The following is a 20,619-nucleotide window of genomic DNA, read 5'->3' as shown; positions in this document are numbered from 1 at the left end:
CTTAAAGCCAGATGCGATACGTCTCGCTGGCACGATCCAGACGAGGGTGGTGCATCGGATCAACAACATCCTTCGTGCCCCACCGCTGCTGGAGCACCGCAAGTTCCCGCCGATACCGTTCGATATGTTGCTGCGACATGTCCAGCCCTCGCGACTTACTCTCGTGATGAACCAGCACGGCCTGGGGCGCATAAACGTTTCGCCACCCCGCGCGGATCAACTTGAGGCAGAAATCGACGTCGTTATAGGCGATTTGCAAGTCTGCCTCGTCCAGCCCGCCCACGGCTGCAAACTTTTCGCGCGCGACGACGAGACAGGCCGCCGTAACAGCGCTGGCGTAATGCGCAACGTGCGCCACCGCGAAATAGCCTTGCTCATGATCCGGCAGGGCGCGATGAGCGTGTCCCGCTGCGTTGCCAAGCCCAGTGACGACACCGGCATGTTGAATGCTACCGTCCGCATAGAGCAGCTTGGCACCCGCTGCCCCGACGTCAGGGCGCACCGCGTAGCGCATCAACGCGGTCAACCAACCCCCATCGGCGATCTCGGTGTCGTTGTTGAGCAGACACAGATAGTCCCCATGCGCTTGGGCAGCTGCATAGTTGTTTATTGCCGAGTAATTATAGGGGTGGTCATAAGCAAGGATGTTGACGCGAGCTTCTGCCTCCATCGTCCGGAACCACGCATGCGTCTGCGGCTCCACGCTGCCGTTGTCGACGATGATGATGTCGTAATTAGGATAGTCCGTTTCCCGTAGCAGACTACCGACACAGGCTTCGAGCAAATCCACTCTGTCGCGGGTCGGGATGATAATCGTTACTGGAGGAGCAGGATCAGGCAAAGGCCAGTGCACCCGCGTGGTTCCGAACGGCCCCGCCTCTACCGCCGCGCCCATTCGCGCGACGTGCCGCGCCACCACGCGCCGGTTTGCGGCCACATCGCTCGTCTCGCCATCCGACGGCATGTGGCAGAGGACGTGCGGGATGTGATGCACCACCGCCCCCGGCATGCTCGCGGCGGCCAGCACCATGGCGTAGCCAGGACGATCCTCTAAATTTCCAGCCGCGACAGCGGCCGCACGTGCGAGCGGTGTCGCGATCGAGCATGCATGCGATATATAGTCCTGCGCGAGGATCATCTCGGCGTTCCACTGCGGCTTGAACCACGGCTGCTGTCGCCGCCCGCGATGGTCGATCGTGTCCTCGTCGCCGTAAAAGATGATGTCGGTCCGGCGCTCGCAAGCGGCTTCGCGATAACGCGCGATCGCCCAATGCGGCAGCACGGCACCCGGAGGCACGATTATAATGAAGTCGCCCGCCGCCTCGCCGAGGGCCGATTGCCAGAGAGGCTCCGCACCCGAGCCAGCGTCTAAGACAAACCGCTCGGCCCGATGCGCCGACGCGACATCGGGCGCATCCCCCAGGACAATGAGTTCATCGCCCGGCCCAAGCTGCGCGCGTATCGATGCAAGCGTTTCGGCAAGCGAGAAATGAGCTCTCCAGCCTGGAGCATGAACCACTACGCTGAACGTTGCTTGGCCCGGTTTGTCCGGCGTGTTCTGCCGTAGCTTGCGCACCTCGCGCTGCTCGACAGCGCCGACCCAGATCTTGTAGACTTCGGGGAGCGCCGACGCGGCCTCGCGCAAGCGGTTGCCCGCGCGCACCCGACGCCGCGTGAGATACCAGTAGGTGACCGCGACCGCGCGATCCGGTCGGCGGCGCGCAACACCCAAAAACAAGAGCAACCAGCTTGGCAACACGCTACGTCGATATCGATGATTATGCATGCGGCTTGGCGATTCATGGTTGGCTGCCAAGGCTGGTCGAAGCCCGAGCAGCCACATTTAACATCAGCGCCCCATAGCCAATTGGCATCGGCGTGCAAAGCCGGTGCGGTGCGATTCACACCGCCCTCCCGGCCTTGCGCGTTGTTGCTTCGGTGCAGCGGTGAGTGTAGGGGCTTCGCCTGCGAAGGCTCGCTTACTGGATGACCGCGACCACATGAACGTTTTCTCGAGTTTCGAAGTTGCTTGCAAGTTCAGGAGCATTTTGCCGGCAGTCGTCGGCGCGATCAGCCTCTCTGCCTGTGCGACCTTGCCATCAAGCGGGCCGACCGGAAAGCAGATCCAGAAGTCGATCACGCAAGCGGGTGGGGAAGAGTCCATCCACTTGGTCGAGCTGACCGACATCAATTCCTTGCCTGTGCCGCATGCACATGCCGCCTCCGTTCTGACGAACTTGGCCCCGCCCCCGACGGATATGATCGGACCGGGGGATGTTCTTGACATCGCGATCTACGAGTCGGGCGTCACGCTGTTCGGCGGCGCGAGCAGATTGTCTGCGGAAACGCCATCGTTCGACTCTTCGGCAAAGGCAGAGAAACTCGCCGGCAATCGCGTCGATGATGCCGGCAACATCTTCGTGCCCTATGCTGGCCGACTGCATGTTGCCGGGCGTACCACCAGTGAAGTGGAAGGCCAGATACGCGCCGCCTTGCGAGGCTATTCGCAGAACCCGCAGGTTATTGTCGGCATCGCTCAGGTCATTACCAATAGCGTGATCGTAGCCGGCGAGGTCGGCAAGCCGGGTCGGCTGGTGCTGCCTACCAATCGCGAAACCGTTTCGGATGCGATCGCGCTTGCCGGCGGCTATCGCGGCGAGATGAAGGATCTTTCGGTGCGTCTGCAACGGCAGGGCGTTACCGACGAGTTCCGCCTGAGCGATGCGATGAACGGCGATCGGGATACTCTGCTGGTATACCCCGGCGATCGTCTGTCGTTGGTACGCTCGCCGCGCTCCTTCTCGGTCATGGGAGCGCCAGGCAGAGTCGATCTCCTCCCATTCGGCGCGGCAAACGTTTCGCTGACCGAGGCAATTGCGCAGGCGGGCGGTTCCAATCCGAACTTCGGAGATCCCCAGGCTATCTTCGTGTTCCGGTATGTTGTCGACGACAAGGGCATCGCTCAGCCGGTTGTCTATCACATCGACATGATGAAAGCAGGCGCCTACCTTCTGTCGCAACGGTTCGTCATGCAGGACAAGGACGTGCTGTATATCGGCAATGCTCGCGCGAACCAGCCGAGCAAGCTTGTCCAGATCATCAGCCAGTTGTTCTCGCCAATCGTCACCGCGACAAGCGCCGCCCAAGCGCTGCGGTAAAGGAAGTGATTGCTGGTGTCGGTCGCACTATCGGTTTCGCTACCGATCGTGCGACCAGTCTGTTCTCGTCGAACCGTCCGGCAAAGGACCTCCGATTAGCCCATGTGGATGACGGCTCAGCGGCTCGCTTCGTTCGGCTCGGGGCAAAGTGCGGTGTTCCGTTCCTGCCAAGCGCATCTTCGCCCGGCATGCAGCGCGCGGGCCGGCGGCAATCAGTTCCGGGCGCCTGGAGGCAAGCATCGCGCAGCTTTCATCCGCGCCCGGCGAACCAGTCGCGCACCGCACTCGTCGGTCGTTAGCGTCTAGAGCTGTGCCCGCCTCACCCACCGGAACCGTACCGCGCGCCTGGCGTACCGTGCTGCGTCTCGCCCTTGCCGCCAACCCTGCGGAAACCTTCCGCAGCTTGGCAACGCTATTGCGCGGACGGAAGGTTCGCGCTTGGAATCATCTCGCTTTGGCCGCCGCTCAACATCCTGCATGGTACGAGGCATGGATCAAGGCTGCCGAGCCGGCACTTCTTACCGCCGGACGCGATCAGGCGCATGAAGTTGGAGTCGTGCTGCTCGATGGTGACACGACTTCGATGCGCGCCACGATCGCGGCGGCTCTCGGGCCGAACGTTCCTGTCTTCGATGGCACCACGGCCGTGCCGTTGGCCAACCGCCCCAAATGGTTGCTGCCGATACGCGAAGGTGACCGTCTGTCGCTTGCATTGGCAACGGTCCTGTCCGAGCGACTGAACGATTGCGCCGCCCCCCTTGTCTATTGGGACGAGGATTGGCAAAGCCATCACGGGCGCGCCGAACCTTGGGTCAAGCCGAGCTGGGATCCGGTGCTTTTCGGCAATCATGATGGTTTGGTCGGCAGTTGTCTGTTGCGCGCCGATCTCGTGCCCGGGGATGTCATTAACGATTGGGCATCGCTGGGTCACAGCTTGGCGAGTGAGGGCGGTGCGCTCCACATTCCGCTGATCCTCACCCATCGCTTCCATCGTCGCACGGCCCGCCCGCGACCTTCCACTACGGCAGTGAAGACCACGATCAGCGTCATCGTGCCGACGCGCGATCGCGCCGACCTTCTGGAAGTGTGTCTCGAAGGGCTGGCGAAGACGGACTGGGTGGGCGGCCTCGAGATCCTGATCATCGACAACGATAGTCGGGAGCCGCGCACCGCAGCACTTTTCGATCGCATCGAGGCATCAGGACGTGCCCACATCATCCGCCATCCCGGGCCGTTCAATTTCGCGGCACTCGTCAACGCGGGTGTGGCGTCGGCGCGCGGTGATCTGGTCTGCCTGCTCAACAATGACATCGAGATTATGAAGTCCGATTGGCTGATGCGGATGGCAGAATTCGCGCAACGGGACGAAGTCGGCGCAGTGGGCGCACGGTTGCTGTATGCCGACGGCGCAATCCAGCATGCAGGCGTAGCGCTCGGCATCGGCGACGCGGCCGGCCATGTCGACAAAGGCGTGATGCCGGTGGCCGGCAATTTTGCGCCCTGGCACGCGGAAACGCGTACGGTCTCCGCCGTTACTGCGGCCTGCCTGCTCGTTTCTCGCGCCAAATTCGAGGCGGTGGGCGGAATGGACGCGCAAAGTTTCGCGATCGACTTCAACGATGTGGACCTTTGTTGCCGCCTGTCCTCTCGCGGCTGGCGTACGATCTACTGCGCTGATGCGATCCTGATCCACCATGAGTCGCGCTCGCGGGGAACGAAGCGCAAGGGCGCCGATCTCGCACGGTTCGAACGCGAACTCGCTACATTGCGGTCCCGGTGGCGGACGATTGGCGCTGTTGACCCCTACAGCAGCCCGCTGTTCCGGCGCCTGTCAGAACGATGTCTGCTGACGTTTTGACGATCAACCTTCCGGACGTGACGCTGCTCGCCGTCACGGATGTCGCCATCGTGGCAACTGCCCGCGCGCTGGCGCGCTCGCAACGCGGCATCTGCTTCGGCGACGTGCGCTTTCTCGGGCAGCGGCCGCCGCCGCCCGGAACACCTGCGGAATGGCATCCCATTCCGCACCTCGGTTCGCGGGCAGCGTATTCGACATTCATGCTGCATGATCTCGCCGCGCATTTCACCACCAGTCACGTGCTTTGCGTGCAATGGGACGGATATGTTCTGGATCCTTCAAGGTGGGAGCCAAGCTTTCTCGATTATGATTATATCGGTGCGCCGTGGCCGCATTTCGCCGACCATATGCGGGTCGGCAATGGCGGCTTTTCGTTGCGGTCTCGACGCCTTGTGGAAGCGTGTCGGACCCTTCCCACGCCGGAGGAGGCGGAGGACGTCGCCATATGCCGCACTCATCGGCGGATTTTAGAAGATCGATTTGCGATTCGGTTTGCACCCGAAGACGTGGCGCGACGCTTTGCCTATGAACGCCATGCGCAGAGCGGCCACGAATTTGGTTTTCACGGCGCGTTCAACATGGTTGGTCGAGTTCCTTCCGCCGAACTCGTTACACTTTTGCGAGGTCTCGAGCCGGGCTTGCTCAGCCGAAGGGAACATCGGGAAATGTATTGGTCGGCCATACGAAACGGCGATTTGAAACTCGCCATGATGCTCTGGAAACGGCTACGCCACCCTGCGGCGCGGCGCTAGCAACCGCAAGCTTCGCGCCTGTCCTGCTAGAAGCTTGGATGCGCAGCCTGCCTGCCGTGTCCTAGCTTTTCTTTCTCAGGCGGCATCGCTGGAATCGCCAGCGGACTCGCCGCCTCCAGCCGCGCGACGACGCCCTGCGTCACTTTGTCGAGCGCCTCGTCGGAGAAGAAACCGCCTGCCACGAGGCAGCGGTCGATCAACACGCGGCGGAAGGCGGCGAACGTCTCGGCGTCTGGCCGGCCGGGGTTGCGCCAGAAATCGTCGAGCCGGCCTTGGAAGGTCACGTCGGGGATGTCGTACACCGCCTGCCCCAGCGCGATCACCGGTACGTCGAGCGCGAGCGCGAGCGTGCCGCTGGTGCTGTTGATCGTCACCACCCCGTCCGAGTCGCGCGCAACCGGCACGATATCGCCCGTTTCGAGATAATCGACGCGCTCGCCGATGGCGTGGAGCCGGGCGAGCGCGGCGGTTTCCATCCGCCAGTCGCGCACGCCGTTGTCGAGCGGATGCTCCTTCACCACCAGCCGCATGTCGGCGGGGGCATGGCTCGCGAACGAGGCGATCACCATGCGCAGCGCATCGGCGATGCCGGCGAAGGAGGAGTGCAGCCGGATCTGCGCGTCCGAATCGAGCTGGAGCGGGAACAGCATGTAACGCGGCCGCGCGCTCGCGAGCGCAGCGAGCACCGCCTGCGAGCGCGCTGCGGCGGCCTTGCGACGGGCGAGCCGGCGCACCCAGCCCATCCCCTCGACCAGCGGGTGCCAGGGGCGATGCGTCTCCCAGAACGGGTAATGCCAGCGCGTCAGCACGTCCGCGACATTGTAGGCGAGCCCCTCCAGCGCGCGACGGCGGAAGGAGGAGGGGACCGGATGATGTTCGGGCGCGGGCGGCAGCGCCGCCGCCTCGCTGCGATACCATTCCGGATCGCGCGGCAAGGTCGAATGGCCGTTCACCCCGCCCAGTTCGAGCGTCACCCAGTCGGGCCGGATATAGCCTTCCTCGAAGACGTGGACCGGGATGTGCAACTCGCGGCACACGGCGGTCGCGGCGATGTGCAGCGGGCGACAATCGCCGAACAGCACGACATCGGTGATCTCGCGCTCGGCGATCAGCCTCGTCAGCGCAGCGGGCCAATCCTCCGCGCTGCCGCGATAGTCGATGCCGTTGGGTAGCCGCCAGAACAGCCGGTCGCCGCCGTTGAAGTTCACCTTGTGAACACCGTAGCCGTCGCGCCTGAGCGCCATGCCGACCCGGCGGAACAGCGGCCCCATCAGCCCTTGCAACAGCAGGACGTTGCGGTTCGCCAGCGGCTGCGCGGCACCGGGAGCCGCGACTTGCGGCATCACCACCGGCCCCCCGGCCAACAGCTTCGACATGCGGCATTCCTCATTCATCGTCGACGAGTCCGACTACACCCGGCTCGCCATATCGGGGCTGCAATATAGATCGCGCCGGGTCTTTCAAGCGCGAGCGGTGACAGTCCCGCCCGCGCCCGCTATAGCCGCCGCGTCGCTTCTCTCCTGTGGACGCGCGGCGTGGCGTAATCGAGGCAAGCAACGCATCCCATTGTGGCGAAGATCGTGATTTCCCTACTGGCGACGCTGATCGTGTCGCTGTTGCTCGACGCGGCCGTTCAGCCGCGCAAGGCGCTGGTCCGGCAAGGGCTGGGCGTGGCGCTCCACCTGCTGGTGATGACGTGCGTGTTCGCGCTGTTCCTCTCCGCTGCCGGGAATGCGGTGATGGCGGCGGTGCTCGCGAGCGCGCTGATGGCGATCTTCACCGCCGCCTCCAACGCCAAATACGCGACCCTCGGCGAACCGGGGGTGTTCTCCGATCTTGCGATGCTTGTGGCGATCGTGCGGCATCCGCGCTTCTATTTCACCGCGATCTCGGTCCGGCAGCGCTGGTTGCTCGGCATCGGGGCGGTTGCCGCGACGGCGATCCTGGTGTCGCAGGTCTCTCCGCGCCTCCCCGCGCATCTCGCCGGCGCGGCGCTGCTGATCGTCGCCGGCGGCGCGCTATGGCTGACGCTGCGCAGCCGATGGGTGCGCAGGGCGATGCAGGCGCCGGATCTGGAGGCGGACGTGGTTCGCTACGGGCTGCTCGCGACGCTGCTGGTGTACCAACGGCGCTGGCGCGAGACCGCCGATCCGCCCGCGCGCACTCCGATCGTGGCGGTGCCCGCGAATCCAGCCCCGCCCGAAATCATCGTTGTCGTGCAATGCGAATCGTTCGCCGATCCGGCCGCGTTGACCGGCGATGCGGGACTGGTGCTGCCGAACCTCGACGCCGCGCGCGCGGCGGCGTGGCAGCAGGGCGAACTGGCGGTCAGTGGCTTCGGCGCGTACACGATGCGGACCGAATATGGCGTGCTGTTCGGCCGCAGCGAGGCGGCGCTCGGCTTTCGCCGCTACGATCCGTTCCTAAGCGCGCATGGCGAGGCGTCCTATGCGCTGCCGGCGCGGCTGGCAGGCTATCGCTCCGCCTTCGTCCACCCGCACGACATGCGCTTCTACGGGCGCGACCGGCTGATGCCCGCGGTCGGCTTCGACCGGGTGATCGGCGAGGAGGCGTTCGCGCCGGTTCCGCCTGATGGGGGCCGTTACATCGACGACCGCACGCTCGGCGCGGCGCTGGGCGATCTTGCCCGCGCGGCGGCGGAGCCGACGTTGCTCTATGCGGTGACGATGGAGAACCACGGACCCTGGGATACCGACCGTGATCGTGGCTTGCCCGGTGGCCTCGACGGGTATCTGCGCCATCTGCGCAGCAGCGACGCCATGCTGGGCGACCTCGCCGCGCACCTCGCCGCGGATGGGCGGCCAGCGCTGCTGGTGTTCTTCGGCGACCACCGGCCGAGCATCCCCGGCGTCAGCATGCCCGGCGGCGCGCGGCATACGCCCTATGTGATGCTGCGGTTCGATTCGGGCGGGGTGCCGGTCGGCAGCGGAGCAAGGGTGGACCTCGCGCCGGCCGACCTGCACGACGCGATCCTCGCCTGCGTGGCGTAAGCCTCAGCGCCCGGGCGGGACGAACGAGCGCAGCAGCCGATCGCGGAGCGCGCCGGGCAGCAGGCGATCGAACCAGCGCAGCACGTTGAACTGCCACGGCATCACGACATGCCCCCGCCCCCCCGCCGCCGCGCGCGCGATACGCGCCGCCGCGACGTCCGCGCTCATCACGAACGGCCGCGCTCCGGGCGTCGCACGGCTCGCGGGCGTGTCGATGAAGCCGGGCGAGACCAACGTCACCGCGACGCCATGGGGCTCGACGCCGATCCTCAGCGCATCGGCGAAGCGCGCCAGCCCTGCCTTCGATCCCGCATAACTGCTCGCGAACGGAAGCGCGTGGAAGGCGGCGGCCGAGCCGACCAGCACGATCCGCCCCGTCCGCCGCTGCGCCATCCGTGCCGCGAGCGCCGCCGCCAGCGCGCTCGGCGCGACGAAGTTGACCGTGCCGAGCCGCGCGACTTGCACGGCATCCTCCACCAGCGCGCCGGGCGCGCGGACATCGCCGAGCCCGGATGCGAACACGGCAAGGTCGATCGCTTCGGCCGCATCATCCGCCAGTATCGCGGCAATCGCTGCGGTGACATCGGAGAGGTCGAGCATGCGGATGCTCGCTTCCGCGCCGGCCGCGCGGCACGCGGCGGCGACCGCGTCGAGCCGGGCGCGATCCCGCCCCCACAGCAGCAGCGTCCGCCCCGGCGCGGCGTATTGGCGCGCCAGCGCGCTCCCCAATCCGCCCGATGCGCCGGTGATGAGGATGCGAGTCATGAAGCCGCAACCTGTTTGTGGCTAAGCGCCGTTGAACTGTGGCTTTTGTGCATTCCGTCACGGCCTTATGGGGTTGCGCCGGATTCTGCTGCATTGCAGCTTGACAGAACCATGGGGGCGATGGCCATACCGTCACCTTGCGTTTGCGTCGATCCGGGAAGAGCGAAACTGTCGATGATGAAGTCCGGGGCCGGCCCGCAACGTGTAAGACTGTTTCGCAACGATCTGCTGGAACGGTTCACCTTGATCTCACCGGTCGCGTTCGCGCTGACTTGGGCGGTGTTCCTCGCGATCACGCTACGGGCGAGCTGGGGCGTGACCGGGCTGCTGCCCTCGCTCGGTCTGGTGTTCGCCGGGCTGCTAATCTGGTCGCTGTTCGAATATGCGATGCACCGCTTCCTGTTCCATCTGAAGCTCGAGTCGCGGCTCGGCAAGGCGCTGATCTTCCTTACCCACGGCAACCATCATGTCGTTCCCAACGATCGGATGCGCAACATCATGCCGCCGATCGTCAGCGTGACGATCTCGTGCGGGGTGTGGGCGCTGCTGTATGCGGTGTTCGGACCGGCGGGAACGGTGATCTTCCTCGGCTTCGGCATCGGCTATGTCGTGTATGACAGCGTGCATTACGCCTGCCACCAGTTCCCGATGCGCGCGCCGGTGCTGCGGCAGTTGCGGCGCCACCACATCCGCCACCATTATGCGCGGGAGGAAGGTAATTTCGCGATCACCGCGATCTTCTGGGACTGGGTGTTCCGGACCGAGGTTCCCGCCAAGCGCCGCTGAGCGTCAGCGCTGGACGGCGCGGATCGCGTCGCACACGATCACGATGTGATCCGACCAGCTCGGCGGTGTCCATGCGGACAGGCGCTGCATCTGCGCGGCGTACAGCGGACCGGTGCGCTGGTGATCGAGGATCGCGGCGCGCCACCCCGGCCCGTCGAGCGGGTCGAGGAAATCGGGCGCGTCGCCGCCCGCCTCGCGCAGCGCGGGCAGATCGCTACAGATCACCGGCGTCCCCACAGACAGCGCCTCGGCGACGGGCATGCCGAAGCCTTCAGCGAACGACGGCAGCAGCAGCGCGCGGGCACCGCGCAGCAGATCGCGCAAGGCGCGGTCCGAACAGCCGTTACGCTCCTCGACATGGCCGACCAGCGCGGGGCAACGCTCGAGCATGTCGATCACCTGCTCGTTCTCCCAACCGCGCCGGCCGACGATGACGAGCTTGGGCACCGCCTCGGCCGGCATCGACTCCGCCATTGCGCGCCAGAGGTTGAGCAGGAGGAGATGGTTCTTGCGCGGCTCGATCGTGCCGACGCACAGGAAATAGGGAGCGGCCGGCACCTGCGTCTGCGGTGCGCCGGGTGGCATGTCGTGCGTGCCGAGCAGAGCGACGCGGATATCGACCGAGCGGCCGGTCTTCTCGACCCAAGGCCGCATCGACGCGGCGGTCGCGGCGGAATTGGCGATGATCCCGTCCGCCAGTCGCGCCACCGTTTCGATCCGCCGGCGGTGCAGCGCCGCGCCATCCGGACGGGCATATTCGGGATAGTCGATCGGGATCAGATCGTGGATCAGGCACAGGAATCGCGCCTGCTCCTGCCGCAGGATACGCGCGACCAGATCGGGTTTGGTGAGGTGATGCGGCGAGGCTTGCACATAGACGCTGCCCGGTATCGCGCGCGACGCCTCAGGCAGCAGGCCGAGCAGCGCAGGCAGCACCTGCGGGATCGAACGTGGCCGATCGTCGCCATCCTCCTCCGCCCAGCGCGCTTCGAGCAGATCGAGGAAGCGGAGCGCCTTGTCCGCCGGCAGCCGGCCGTAGCGCCCGAACGGATGGACCAGCGCAAACCGCAGATCCGCGCCGTACCGCGCATGCAGCCCGCGCGCATAGGCCATCTCGACGCGATCGACGCCCGAGGGCGTGTGATGCCGCGCGCGCGACACCAGCCGCGAAATGTCGAGGATCACCGCTTCGCTCACGTCCGCCGCTTCATCAATCGGCCCTGAACCTGCTTCACCCGCGTCACCCAGCCGAGCCGGTTATGCGCCGCGCCGCCTTCCATGCGCCGGATCAGCATTTCGGGCGCGCACGGCAGCCCCGTCACCGGATCGAGGTAGCGCGGATAGGCGATCAGCACGCCCGCGACGAGCGCATCGAGCGCCAGCCGCCGCCCGCGCCGTTCGGGCACGGGCGCGAGATCGCGGGTCAGCCCCCAGCCGGCGTAGAAGGGTATGCCGTGACAGGTCACGTCCCGCCCGCGCAGCAATGCCTCGAAACCGGTGAGCGAGGTGAGGACATGCACCGCATCGACCCGGTCGAGCAGCGCCGCCATGCCGCCGCCGCGCACGATTCGGTCGGCATGGAGCAGCGCATCGGCATCGCGCACCGCGCCGACGCGGTGGCCGGCATCGACATCGGGATGCGGGCGGAACCAGATCTCCGCATCGGGCTCGAGCGCGCGCGCGCGGGCGAGCAGTTCGAGATTGCTGGCCAGCCCCGCCCCGCCCAGCCGCACCGACATATCGTCCTCGACCTGCCCCGCCACCAGCACGAGCGGGCGGTCGCCCGCGCGTTCGGGGAAGACGTGCGCGCCGCCGCTGGCATATTTGCTGATGCCCGCGCGCACGATCGTCTCGCGCAGCCGCGCGGCGCGTTCGAGCAGATCGGGTGGGAAGTCACCGTCGGCCAGCAACGCCTCAAGGTCGCTCGGCCGTGCCGGATCGTAGTGGATGCCGCGCCGGTCGACCGTCACCGAGGAGGGCGGCACGAGGTTGCTGCCCAACCCGACCGAGCGCACGAACCCGTCCTCGACCCGCACCAGCGGCACGCCCTCAGCGGCGGCCTGTGCGATCATCGCCGCCGAGACACGCGAAGGCCATACCGCCACCGCGCCGCCGCGTTTGCGGGCATGTGCCAAGGCATGCCGCTCCGAGCGAAAGAAGCGCAGCGGTTGCGCAGGCGTCCACAGGAAGCGAGCGATCTCGCGGCGTTTCCACCAGCTAAAGCCGCAGCCGGCGACGATGCCGCGATTGTCTTCAAAGATCCCCCGCCAGTCGGCGAGCAGCGCGACCGTCGCGTCGAGGCTCGCGTCCGCGCCGGTGTAGGGATCGCGGCAACGCATCGACGTAAGATCGGCAGCGACGCGCCGGCGCAGCGTGGCCGTGTCCTCCCCCGGCGCGCCGAACCGCCCCGCCGACAGGATGCGCACCGTGCAGCCCGCGATGACGGCGAGCGCGAGCCACGCGTCGTCGCCGTGCGCGACCAAGGTTACGCCTTCACGCATCAAGGACCACGGGTCGATCGCGCCCGACTGCGGCACCACCAGTGCGGCATGGCGTTCATCATCGACAAGGCCCGCCGCATCGGCGCGCGCGCGCACGATCAGGGTCGCGTCGGTACGGGTGGCGGGGGCCGCCCAGAACGCACCGCCGATCCGCGCCGTGCGAATCGCGGCAAACAGCCGCTCGATCGCGTCGGGCGCAAGCTCCGCCGCCGCCCCCCTCCCCGGGCGGGTGACAGCAGCATCGATCCCCGGAAAGGGCGGCGCGCGAAGCAGCGGTGCGTCCACGTGGAGGCTAGGCAAGACGGACGCGGATCATCGCCAGCGCTTTCGAGCAAGCGCCGCCGCGATGCAAGCGCAGCATCACGGCCGCCGGTCCCACTCGATCAGGCGCAGGCCGTCCGCGCCCCGCGCGATCACCCCGTAAGCACCGGTGCGCAGCTTGAGCGACGGCAGCGCCGCCGCCTGCGCCTGCAAGCTCGCATCGGAGCGCAGCGCGAAGCGCGCCGCGCCGTTGCTGGTGACGATCAGCACCCGCCCCGCCCCGCCCGTCCACAGCGCGCGCCAGCCGTTCAGGCGGCGCTCGGCATCGACGATCCAGCCTTCGGGCGCGCATGCCTCGGCATCCCAGGCCGCGAGCGCATCCGCACCGATCCGGGCGATCACCTCGGGCTCGGTGCGGTTTTCGTCGGGACCATGGTCGATCTCGGTCAGCCAGTCCGCCGCCTCGATCGTCGGCGCATCCGGCTGGGCGGCGAGGATCGCCTCGGCAGTCGCGCGCGTGCGCAGCAGCGGCGCGGCCAGCACGCGGTCGAAGCCGCCGAGCACCGCACCCAGCGCCTCCGCCTGCGCAAGCCCGCTGGCGACGAGCGGCAGATCGGTGCGCGCGCCGATCCGGCGCGGCGCTTCGCCGGGCTTGAACGTGTTGCCGTGGCGGACGATCGTGACGATCAGGTCCATGCGAGCTGCGGCTCACCATGCGCGGCGATCAGCGCTTCAGCCATCGCGACATCCTCGGGCGTGTCGATCCCCGACATGGCGTGGCGCGGCGGCGCGACCGTCACCGTCAGGATCTCCTCGCCCGATTCGAGGAAGCGGAGCTGTTCGAGCCCTTCCAGCACCTCATAGGGCGTCGGCGCGGTCTCCTCGAAACGACGCAACGCCTCGAACCGATATGCGTACAGCCCGATGTGGCGCAGCACCGGCGACAGCGCGTCGGTCTCGCGCAGCCTCGCTTCGCCGCGGATCGCGGGGATGACATTCTTGGAGAACCACATGGCGCGGTCGTCGGCGCGGCGCACGCAGGTCGTGCCGCTGAACGGCGAGGCTTGCTTGTGCGCGCGCAACGCATCGAGCGCCGGCCAGTCGAGCCGCACCACCGGCGTCGCCACCGCGCACGCCGATCCGCGCAAGGCATCGATCAGCGCCGCGATCATCGACGGCGCGGCGAACGGCGCGTCGCCTTGCAGGTTGACGACGATCGGCGGCGGCGTCGGCCGGTCGCGCGCAACCGCCCAGGCCCGCCCGGAACCCGAACTGATCGCAGCGTCGGTCATCACCGCCTCGCAGCCGAGGTCGCGGGCATGGTCGGCGATACGCGCGTCATCGGTCGCGACCACCACATCGGCATTGCCGACCCGGGCAGCGCCCTCGCGCGCGATCGCGACGACGCGCGACAACAGGCTCGCCCCCGCGATCGTAATCAACGGCTTACCCGGCAGCCGGGTCGAGCCGTAGCGCGCGGGGATCACGATCAGGTCGGGGGCAACGCCCTCAGGCAACGCCCGCCCGCAGGATGTCGTGGAGGTGGATCGCACCGACCAGCCGCTCGTTCTCGCACACGAACAGCACCGACACCGCGCGCTCGTTGAGGATGCGCAAAGCGTCGGAACTGAGCGTCTCGGGCGCGATCGCGATCGGGGTCGCGGTCATATGGTGGCGGATATCCTCGCCGAGGTGGCGGCTCGCGAAGCTTCGCCGCAGATCGCCGTCGGTGAACGCACCGACCAGCCGGTCGTCCTCATCGACCACGGCGGTGCAGCCGTAGCGCTTGCGACTCATCTCGATCGTCGCGTCGACCAGCGTCGCGCCAAGCCGGACCACCGGCACATCCTCGTCACGCGCCATCAGTTGCGCGACGGTCGCGAGCTGCGCGCCGAGTCGCCCGCCCGGGTGGAAGGTGAGGAAGTCCGACCGGGTGAAGCCGCGCCGCTCGATCAACGCGACCGCGAGCGCGTCGCCCATCACCACCTGCACGGTGGTGGAGGAAGTCGGCGCGAGTTCGTTCGGGCAAGCCTCGCGCACCTGCGGCAGCGCGAGGCAGATGTCCGCCGCGCGACCCGCGGTGCTGTGCGGATGCGCGGTGGCGACGATCAGCTTGACCCCGAAGCGCCGGCAGTACGCGATGATGTCGCCCAGCTCGGTCGTCTCGCCCGACCAGCTCAGCGCCAGCACGGTGTCGTTATGGCCGATCATGCCGAGATCGCCGTGGCTGGCATCGCCGGGGTGGAGGAACATCGCCGGCGTGCCGGTCGAGGTCATGGTCGCGGCGATCTTGCGCGCGACGAGGCCGCTCTTGCCCATGCCGGTGACGATCAGCCGGCCGGCATGCGCGGTGATGACACCGACGGCGGCGACGAAGCTCTCGCGCAGCGGCGGCATGCGCAGCGCATCGGACAGCGCGCGCAGCGCGTCCATCTCGATCCGTGTGGTGCGCAGCGCGGATAGCAGGCCGGATTCTTCGAACTCGTCGGGTGCCGTCGCCTGCATACTCACCTCACCACACATGCCCGCCGGCACGACTCATACTCTAAAACGGCATTGCATTGACTTCCAGCGCTTTCGCGGCGCAGGGAATCACACGCGTCGTCGCAGTCCTAAAGCGACGGAGCTCTCGATATTGCAAGTGCGAAGGGGTGAAAATGCGTCTGTGTGACACGGAAATCGGTCCGGATCGGCAGATGTTCTTCATCGCCGGCCCGTGCGTGATCGAGAGCGAATCCTTCGCACTGGCCACCGCGACGCGGCTGCGCGCGATCGCCGATCGGCTCGGCGTGCTGCTGATCTACAAAAGCTCGTTCGACAAGGCGAACCGCAGTTCGGGCACCTCGTTCCGTGGACCCGGCATCGACGAGGGTCTGCGCATCCTCGAAAAAGTGCGCGCGGAAACCGGCATGCCGGTGCTGACCGACGTGCATGACGAGACGCAGGTGCGCGCCGTCGCACAAGTGGTCGACATGCTTCAGACCCCCGCCTTCCTCGCGCGGCAGAGCGACTTCATCGCGGCGGTGGCGGCGTGCGGAAAGCCGGTCAACATCAAGAAGGCGCAGTTCCTCGCTCCCGGCGACATGGTCCACGTCGTCGCCAAGGCGCGCGCCGCCGCCGAAGCGGCTGGGGTGCCGACCGACGCCTTCACCGTGTGCGAGCGTGGCGCGAGCTTCGGCTACAACAATCTCGTATCGGACATGCGCGGGCTGGCGATCATGCGCGCGACCGGCTGCCCGGTGGTGTATGACGCCACCCATTCGGTGCAGTTGCCGGGCGGTCAGGGCACCACCTCGGGCGGGCAGCGCGAGCATGTGCCGGTGCTGGCGCGCGCCGCCGTCGCGGCGGGCATCTCCGGCCTGTTCATGGAGACGCATCCCGATCCCGCCAATGCCCTGTCGGACGGCCCGAATAGCTGGCCGCTCGACCGGCTCGAGCCGCTGCTCGAACGGCTGCTGGCGATCGACGCGGTGGTGAAAAGCGCGCCGTTCGAGGAAGCCACGCTCGGCGGCTGAGCATGTTCGCGCACGTCCCCGTCTCGATCGGCATACAACTCGCCTGTTGGGCGCTCGGCCGGCGACTCGGCGCGTCCACCAAGGCATCGCTCTGGCTCGGCTGTTTCGCCGCGGCGGCGGTGTGCATCATGCGCGAGATCACGCAGCGCGAATACCAGTGGATCGAACAGTTCGGCGGCGGCCGCCGCGCCAACATGCCCGGCTATGCGGGGCTGGAGGTGTGGGACTGGAACGCGCACTCGCTGTCCGAGACGGTGGTCGCGATCGTGGCTTCCGTCGTACTGGCAGCCGTGGTGACGCGCAGGCGCGGGCTATAACGCATCGCCGTCAGACGCGAACGGGGATCACCGGTGCGGCCGCGAGAACGTCACGTTTCGCACCCGCACATGGCTCCATGTCGTGCGCAGGCCGAAATGGCCGCTGGTGTAGGGCTGATCGTCGGCCAGCGTGAACAGCCGCGCGCCGTCGCGTTCGACCGCGATCGTCTTGCCGTCCGCGATCAGGCGGATGTGCGTCCACACATTGGCGCGCAGCATGTCCCCTGCCCCGCGCCGGTCGTCCTCGGGGCGTAGCGGGCGGTCCCCGGGGCGGCCGATGTAGCGGCGGAAGCGCGTGGTCGTGTTGCGGTTGCCGCCGATGCCGACGTAATAGGTTTCGAGATCGTCATACGCCGCGAACGCGCCGCTGCGCGGATGCGCCAGCACCGACGCGCCGCCGACCTCGCGCGCCATCCAGAAGGCGTTGAGATCGCTCACCTTGTCGTTCGGCCCGCTGGCATCGACCATCATCGCGTCGAACGCGATCACCACCGGCGACGTGAGCGGCTTGCGCCACCACAAGGTGAGGCCCTTGGGCGTGTCGATATCGATGATGCCGTGCCGCTCGCTCACCTTGGCGGGCGATTCGGCTTCGATCGTCCAGTCGGCGAGCTTCGCCTGCCCGGTGACCGGCGCGATTACCGCAGCAAGCGCGAGCCCGGCGTGCAATGCTCTCATGCCATCCTCCTCAAGTCCGCTGGCTGCTTAACGCATTGTGACACGATATTCCACGATATGGTTGTTGTTGCACCTGCCGCTACGATCCGGCACTCTGCGGACAACGACCGCGGAGGATGCATGATGGGTCACATGGCATGACGAGCCGGCGCATGGTGCTGGCCGGCGCGATGGCGGGGCTGCTGCCGATGCCGCTAAGTGCCGCCGACGACGCAGGGCTCACCGTCGAGCGCTTCCCGCTTTGGCCCAAGGCACCGCCGGGTGGCGAGGGCCTGACCGTCGCTGATCAATGGGTGCAGCGATCCGCCACCAAACCCGACCCTGAGGATATCGCCTGGCCGCACGTCGCCACGCCGATGCTGACGGTGGTCAAGCCCGCGCGGCCGGGCGGCGCGGCGGTGCTGATTTGCCCGGGCGGCGGCTATGCGCGCGTCGCGGTCGGGCGGCTGGGCAGCGGCATCGCGCGCGACTTCGCGCGGCGCGGCATCACCGCGTTCGAACTGCTCTACCGCTTGCCCCACGACGGCTGGGCGGCTGGCCCCGACGCACCGCTTCAGGATGCGCAGCGCGCGATGCGGGTGATCCGCGCGGGCGCGGGCACGCGCTGGACGATCGATCCGGCGCGGGTCGCCGTCACCGGCTTTTCCGCCGGCGGTCACCTCGCCGCGCACCTCGCCACACGCTCGGCGCAGGCGGTGTATGCGCCCATGGATGCCGCGGACCGGCTGCCGGCACGGCCGGTGGCGGCGGGGCTGTTCTTTCCGGTCATCACCATGCTCGATGATGGTGTTCACGCGCAATCGCGCCGCGAGTTACTCGGTGCGCATGCGGGCGATGCCGAGTGGCAGCGCCGCTTTTCCGTGCAGCTCGACCTGCCCGCCGACATGCCGCCGACCTGGGTAGCCTGCAACGGCGACGATCCGGTCGTGCCGATGCGCAACAGCGTGCTGATGTACGAGGCGCTCCACGCCGCCAAGGTGCCCGCCGCGCTGACCGTGTACGAACATGGCGGCCACGGCCCGCCCGCCGCGCATAAGGACGGCACGGCGATCGACTGGATGGGCGCGTTCCTCGGCTTCACGCGCGATCACGGCTGGCCGGGCTGAGCCTCCGGTTACGCGACGATGCCGCCCGCGCGCAGCCGCGCGATCTCTTCCACATCCATGTCGAGCACATCGCGCAGGATCGCATCGGTATGCTCGCCGAGATCGGGCGGCGCGTGGGGCGGCGCCATCGCTTCGCCGGGAAACCGGAACGGCCGGTTGACGATCGGAATGCTCCCAAGCGTGCGATGCTCGACCTCCACCACCATCTCGCGCGCGACCGCCTGCGGCTGCGCGAGCGCCTCGGCGATGCCGAGAATCGGCGCGTGCGGCACCTGATGCAGCGTGAACAGCTCGGCCAGCTCGGCGACGCTGTGCCGCGCGGTGAAGTCGCCGATCAGCGCGTTGACCTCAGCCCGCGCATCGCGCCGCCGCTCGGCCGTGTCGTAGCGCGTGTCGATCGCCAGCTCGGGCCGGCCGAGCGCCGTGCAGATCCGTGCCCAAAAAGCATTGGTAAGGCAGGCGATGATGATCGACCCATCATGCGCCGGAAACGCGCCATAGGGAACGAGGTTGGGGTGTTGCGAGCCTTGCGGGCTCGGGTCTTCCCCGGTGAAGAAGGCGAGTTGCGCGAGATAGCCGAGCATCCCGACCAGCCCGTCAAGCAGGCTGATATCGATCAGCCGCCCCCGGCCGGTGGCGTGGCGTTCGTGCAGCGCGGCGAGAATCGCGATCGGCCCGTTGATCCCGCCGACCAGATCGCCCATCGGCAGCCCAAGCCGGCTCGGCATCGCACCGGGCTCGCCGTTGATGCTGAGCGCGCCCGACAGCGCCTGCGTGACGATATCGAACGAAGGCTTGTCGGCGAGCGGCCCGGTCATTCCGAAGCCCGAGATCGCGCAATAGATCAGCCCGGGGTTGATCGCCGCGAGCACATCATAGCCAAGCCCGAGCCGATCCATCACGCCGGGACGGTAGTTCTCGATGAGGATGTCGGACTTCGCCGCGAGCGCCTTGGCGAGCGTGACGCCCTCCTCGGTTTTGAGGTCGATGACGATGCTGCGCTTGCCGCGATTATAGGCGAGGAAATAATGGCTTACGTCGTCGCGCAGCGGCGGGAAGCTGCGGGTGTCGTCGCCGGTGCCGGGCGGCTCGACCTTGATGATCGTCGCGCCGAGATCGGCCAGCGCCATCGATGCGGCCGGACCGGCGAGCACGCGCGAGAAATCGAGCACGGTGACGCCCGCGAGCGGGCCGGGCCAAGGGGGCTGCGGATCAGTCATCATCACCGCCTAGCACAGCCACGCCGGCGTCGGGGAGAGGCGCCGCATGTCGCACCCGGTCGCGCGAGTCCCGCGTTGCGCAGGGTATGACAGACTTCATCGTCCAGTTCATCGCGCGCAGCGGCTATCTCGGCATCTTCCTGCTGATGGCGCTGGAGAACATCTTTCCGCCAATCCCGTCCGAGGTCATCATGGGGCTCGGCGGCATCGCGGTCGCGCGGGGCAAGATGGCGATGGTGCCGCTGATCGTGTCGGGCACGCTCGGCACCACCGCCGGCAATTACGCGTGGTATGCGCTCGGCCGCCACTTCGGCGTCGCGCCGCTCAGGCCCGTGGTCGAGCGCTGGGGCCGCTGGCTGACGATCGAATGGCGCGATGTCGAGCGCATCCACGCCTTCTTCCAGCGCCACGGCGAATGGGTGGTGTTCGTGTTCCGCTTCATGCCCGCGTTCCGCACGATCGTCTCGCTGCCCGCCGGCATGGCGCGCATGCCGCGCTGGAAGTTCCTGGTGTGGACGACGGCGGGTGCGGCGATCTGGAACACGCTGCTCGCCTGGGCGGGCTGGTATCTCGGCGCACGCTTCCGCGTGTTGGAAACGTGGTTCGGCCCGGCGAGCGTGGCGATCATGGTCGCGGTGGCGCTGGCGTACCTGTGGCGCGTGGTGACGTGGAAGCCGCGCGGAGATTAGGC

General features: G+C 67.5%; 19 protein-coding genes. 9 read left to right on the top strand and 10 right to left on the bottom strand.

All coding sequences use genetic code 11. The features are described from left to right. Position 1: 1 nt before the first annotated feature. Positions 2–1,816, bottom strand: coding sequence for a glycosyltransferase family 2 protein (locus AC3ANX_RS06045; RefSeq protein ID WP_488336113.1), 1,815 nt, complete (start codon positions 1,814–1,816; stop codon positions 2–4). A gap of 184 nt (positions 1,817–2,000) precedes the next feature. Between AC3ANX_RS06045 and AC3ANX_RS06040 the strand changes: the two genes are divergently transcribed. From AC3ANX_RS06040 to AC3ANX_RS06030, 3 genes are all read left to right on the top strand, one after another. Then, a complete protein-coding gene (locus AC3ANX_RS06040) occupies positions 2,001–3,158 on the top strand; it encodes a polysaccharide biosynthesis/export family protein (protein ID WP_488336112.1) in 1,158 nt (385 codons plus the stop codon). Positions 3,159–3,513: 355 nt separating this feature from the next. Further along, positions 3,514–5,016, top strand: coding sequence for a glycosyltransferase family 2 protein (locus AC3ANX_RS06035; protein WP_488336111.1), 1,503 nt, complete (start codon positions 3,514–3,516; stop codon positions 5,014–5,016). Continuing rightward, positions 5,013–5,768, top strand: a complete 756-nt coding sequence (locus AC3ANX_RS06030) for a DUF5672 family protein (protein ID WP_488336110.1) — start codon at positions 5,013–5,015, stop codon at positions 5,766–5,768. The genes AC3ANX_RS06035 and AC3ANX_RS06030 overlap by 4 nt, the downstream gene beginning before the upstream one ends. A 26-nt stretch (positions 5,769–5,794) precedes the next feature. On the opposite strand, the gene AC3ANX_RS06025 is transcribed toward AC3ANX_RS06030, so the two are convergent. Beyond that, complete coding sequence (locus tag AC3ANX_RS06025) at positions 5,795–7,144, bottom strand: capsule polysaccharide biogenesis protein (RefSeq protein WP_488336109.1); 1,350 nt, start codon at positions 7,142–7,144, stop codon at positions 5,795–5,797. Between the two features lie 204 nt (positions 7,145–7,348). On the opposite strand from AC3ANX_RS06025, the gene AC3ANX_RS06020 reads away from it, so the two are divergent. Next, positions 7,349–8,779, top strand: a complete 1,431-nt coding sequence (locus AC3ANX_RS06020; RefSeq protein WP_488336108.1) for an LTA synthase family protein — start codon at positions 7,349–7,351, stop codon at positions 8,777–8,779. Positions 8,780–8,782: 3 nt separating this feature from the next. Here the strand turns inward: AC3ANX_RS06020 and AC3ANX_RS06015 are convergent, their stop codons facing one another. After that, a complete protein-coding gene (locus AC3ANX_RS06015) occupies positions 8,783–9,544 on the bottom strand; it encodes an SDR family NAD(P)-dependent oxidoreductase (RefSeq protein ID WP_488336107.1) in 762 nt (253 codons plus the stop codon). 174 nt (positions 9,545–9,718) lie between these two features. Here AC3ANX_RS06015 and AC3ANX_RS06010 point away from each other — a divergent pair, with 174 nt between their 5' ends. Continuing rightward, positions 9,719–10,330: a sterol desaturase family protein gene (locus tag AC3ANX_RS06010; protein WP_488336106.1), complete on the top strand. Its 612-nt coding sequence runs from the start codon at positions 9,719–9,721 to the stop codon at positions 10,328–10,330. Between the two features lie 3 nt (positions 10,331–10,333). On the opposite strand, the gene AC3ANX_RS06005 is transcribed toward AC3ANX_RS06010, so the two are convergent. The 5 genes from AC3ANX_RS06005 to AC3ANX_RS05985 all read right to left on the bottom strand — a co-directional run bounded on the left by AC3ANX_RS06005 (position 10,334) and on the right by AC3ANX_RS05985 (position 15,597). Further along, entirely contained in the window at positions 10,334–11,527 is a 1,194-nt protein-coding gene (locus AC3ANX_RS06005; RefSeq protein WP_488336105.1) for a glycosyltransferase family 4 protein, read from the bottom strand. Next, positions 11,524–13,116, bottom strand: a complete 1,593-nt coding sequence (locus tag AC3ANX_RS06000; RefSeq protein ID WP_488336104.1) for a capsular polysaccharide export protein, LipB/KpsS family — start codon at positions 13,114–13,116, stop codon at positions 11,524–11,526. The genes AC3ANX_RS06005 and AC3ANX_RS06000 overlap by 4 nt, the downstream gene beginning before the upstream one ends. A gap of 75 nt (positions 13,117–13,191) precedes the next feature. Beyond that, entirely contained in the window at positions 13,192–13,788 is a 597-nt protein-coding gene (locus tag AC3ANX_RS05995) for a histidine phosphatase family protein (RefSeq protein WP_488336103.1), read from the bottom strand. Further along, complete coding sequence (locus AC3ANX_RS05990; RefSeq protein WP_488336102.1) at positions 13,779–14,609, bottom strand: 3-deoxy-manno-octulosonate cytidylyltransferase; 831 nt, start codon at positions 14,607–14,609, stop codon at positions 13,779–13,781. Before AC3ANX_RS05990 ends, AC3ANX_RS05995 begins: the two co-directional genes overlap by 10 nt. After that, positions 14,602–15,597: a KpsF/GutQ family sugar-phosphate isomerase gene (locus AC3ANX_RS05985; protein WP_488336101.1), complete on the bottom strand. Its 996-nt coding sequence runs from the start codon at positions 15,595–15,597 to the stop codon at positions 14,602–14,604. Before AC3ANX_RS05985 ends, AC3ANX_RS05990 begins: the two co-directional genes overlap by 8 nt. A gap of 152 nt (positions 15,598–15,749) precedes the next feature. Between AC3ANX_RS05985 and kdsA the strand changes: the two genes are divergently transcribed. After that, positions 15,750–16,607 carry a 3-deoxy-8-phosphooctulonate synthase gene (gene kdsA / locus AC3ANX_RS05980; protein WP_488336100.1) on the top strand — a complete coding sequence of 286 codons (858 nt, stop codon included), beginning with the start codon at positions 15,750–15,752 and terminating at the stop codon, positions 16,605–16,607. A gap of 2 nt (positions 16,608–16,609) precedes the next feature. Further along, positions 16,610–16,924, top strand: a complete 315-nt coding sequence (locus AC3ANX_RS05975; RefSeq protein WP_488336099.1) for a hypothetical protein — start codon at positions 16,610–16,612, stop codon at positions 16,922–16,924. Positions 16,925–16,951: 27 nt separating this feature from the next. Here the strand turns inward: AC3ANX_RS05975 and AC3ANX_RS05970 are convergent, their stop codons facing one another. Then, entirely contained in the window at positions 16,952–17,602 is a 651-nt protein-coding gene (locus tag AC3ANX_RS05970; protein ID WP_488336098.1) for a DUF6250 domain-containing protein, read from the bottom strand. Positions 17,603–17,739: 137 nt separating this feature from the next. On the opposite strand from AC3ANX_RS05970, the gene AC3ANX_RS05965 reads away from it, so the two are divergent. After that, complete coding sequence (locus tag AC3ANX_RS05965) at positions 17,740–18,708, top strand: alpha/beta hydrolase (RefSeq protein WP_488336097.1); 969 nt, start codon at positions 17,740–17,742, stop codon at positions 18,706–18,708. Between the two features lie 8 nt (positions 18,709–18,716). Here AC3ANX_RS05965 and AC3ANX_RS05960 read toward each other — a convergent pair whose 3' ends face one another. Further along, a complete protein-coding gene (locus tag AC3ANX_RS05960; protein ID WP_488336096.1) occupies positions 18,717–19,928 on the bottom strand; it encodes a CaiB/BaiF CoA transferase family protein in 1,212 nt (403 codons plus the stop codon). A gap of 86 nt (positions 19,929–20,014) precedes the next feature. Between AC3ANX_RS05960 and AC3ANX_RS05955 the strand changes: the two genes are divergently transcribed. Next, on the top strand, positions 20,015–20,617 hold the full coding sequence (locus AC3ANX_RS05955; RefSeq protein WP_488336095.1) for a DedA family protein: 603 nt from the start codon (positions 20,015–20,017) through the stop codon (positions 20,615–20,617). Positions 20,618–20,619: the final 2 nt, after the last annotated feature.

It is taken from the genome of Sphingomonas sp. BRN-1R, assembly GCF_057748035.1.
Note: the sequence above shows the minus strand (reverse complement) of the source record. Positions and strands in the feature narration are given on the sequence as shown.

Coding starts and splice junctions, on each gene's coding strand:
- AC3ANX_RS06040 (WP_488336112.1), top strand. CDS start 2,001: ATGAACGTTTTCTCGAGTTTCGAAGTTGCTTGCAAGTTCAGGAGCATT.
- AC3ANX_RS06025 (WP_488336109.1), bottom strand. CDS start 7,144: ATGTCGAAGCTGTTGGCCGGGGGGCCGGTGGTGATGCCGCAAGTCGCG.
- AC3ANX_RS06015 (WP_488336107.1), bottom strand. CDS start 9,544: ATGACTCGCATCCTCATCACCGGCGCATCGGGCGGATTGGGGAGCGCG.
- AC3ANX_RS06010 (WP_488336106.1), top strand. CDS start 9,719: ATGATGAAGTCCGGGGCCGGCCCGCAACGTGTAAGACTGTTTCGCAAC.
- AC3ANX_RS05995 (WP_488336103.1), bottom strand. CDS start 13,788: ATGGACCTGATCGTCACGATCGTCCGCCACGGCAACACGTTCAAGCCC.
- AC3ANX_RS05985 (WP_488336101.1), bottom strand. CDS start 15,597: ATGCAGGCGACGGCACCCGACGAGTTCGAAGAATCCGGCCTGCTATCC.
- kdsA (WP_488336100.1), top strand. CDS start 15,750: ATGCGTCTGTGTGACACGGAAATCGGTCCGGATCGGCAGATGTTCTTC.
- AC3ANX_RS05975 (WP_488336099.1), top strand. CDS start 16,610: ATGTTCGCGCACGTCCCCGTCTCGATCGGCATACAACTCGCCTGTTGG.
- AC3ANX_RS05970 (WP_488336098.1), bottom strand. CDS start 17,602: ATGAGAGCATTGCACGCCGGGCTCGCGCTTGCTGCGGTAATCGCGCCG.
- AC3ANX_RS05965 (WP_488336097.1), top strand. CDS start 17,740: ATGACGAGCCGGCGCATGGTGCTGGCCGGCGCGATGGCGGGGCTGCTG.
- AC3ANX_RS05960 (WP_488336096.1), bottom strand. CDS start 19,928: ATGACTGATCCGCAGCCCCCTTGGCCCGGCCCGCTCGCGGGCGTCACC.
- AC3ANX_RS05955 (WP_488336095.1), top strand. CDS start 20,015: ATGACAGACTTCATCGTCCAGTTCATCGCGCGCAGCGGCTATCTCGGC.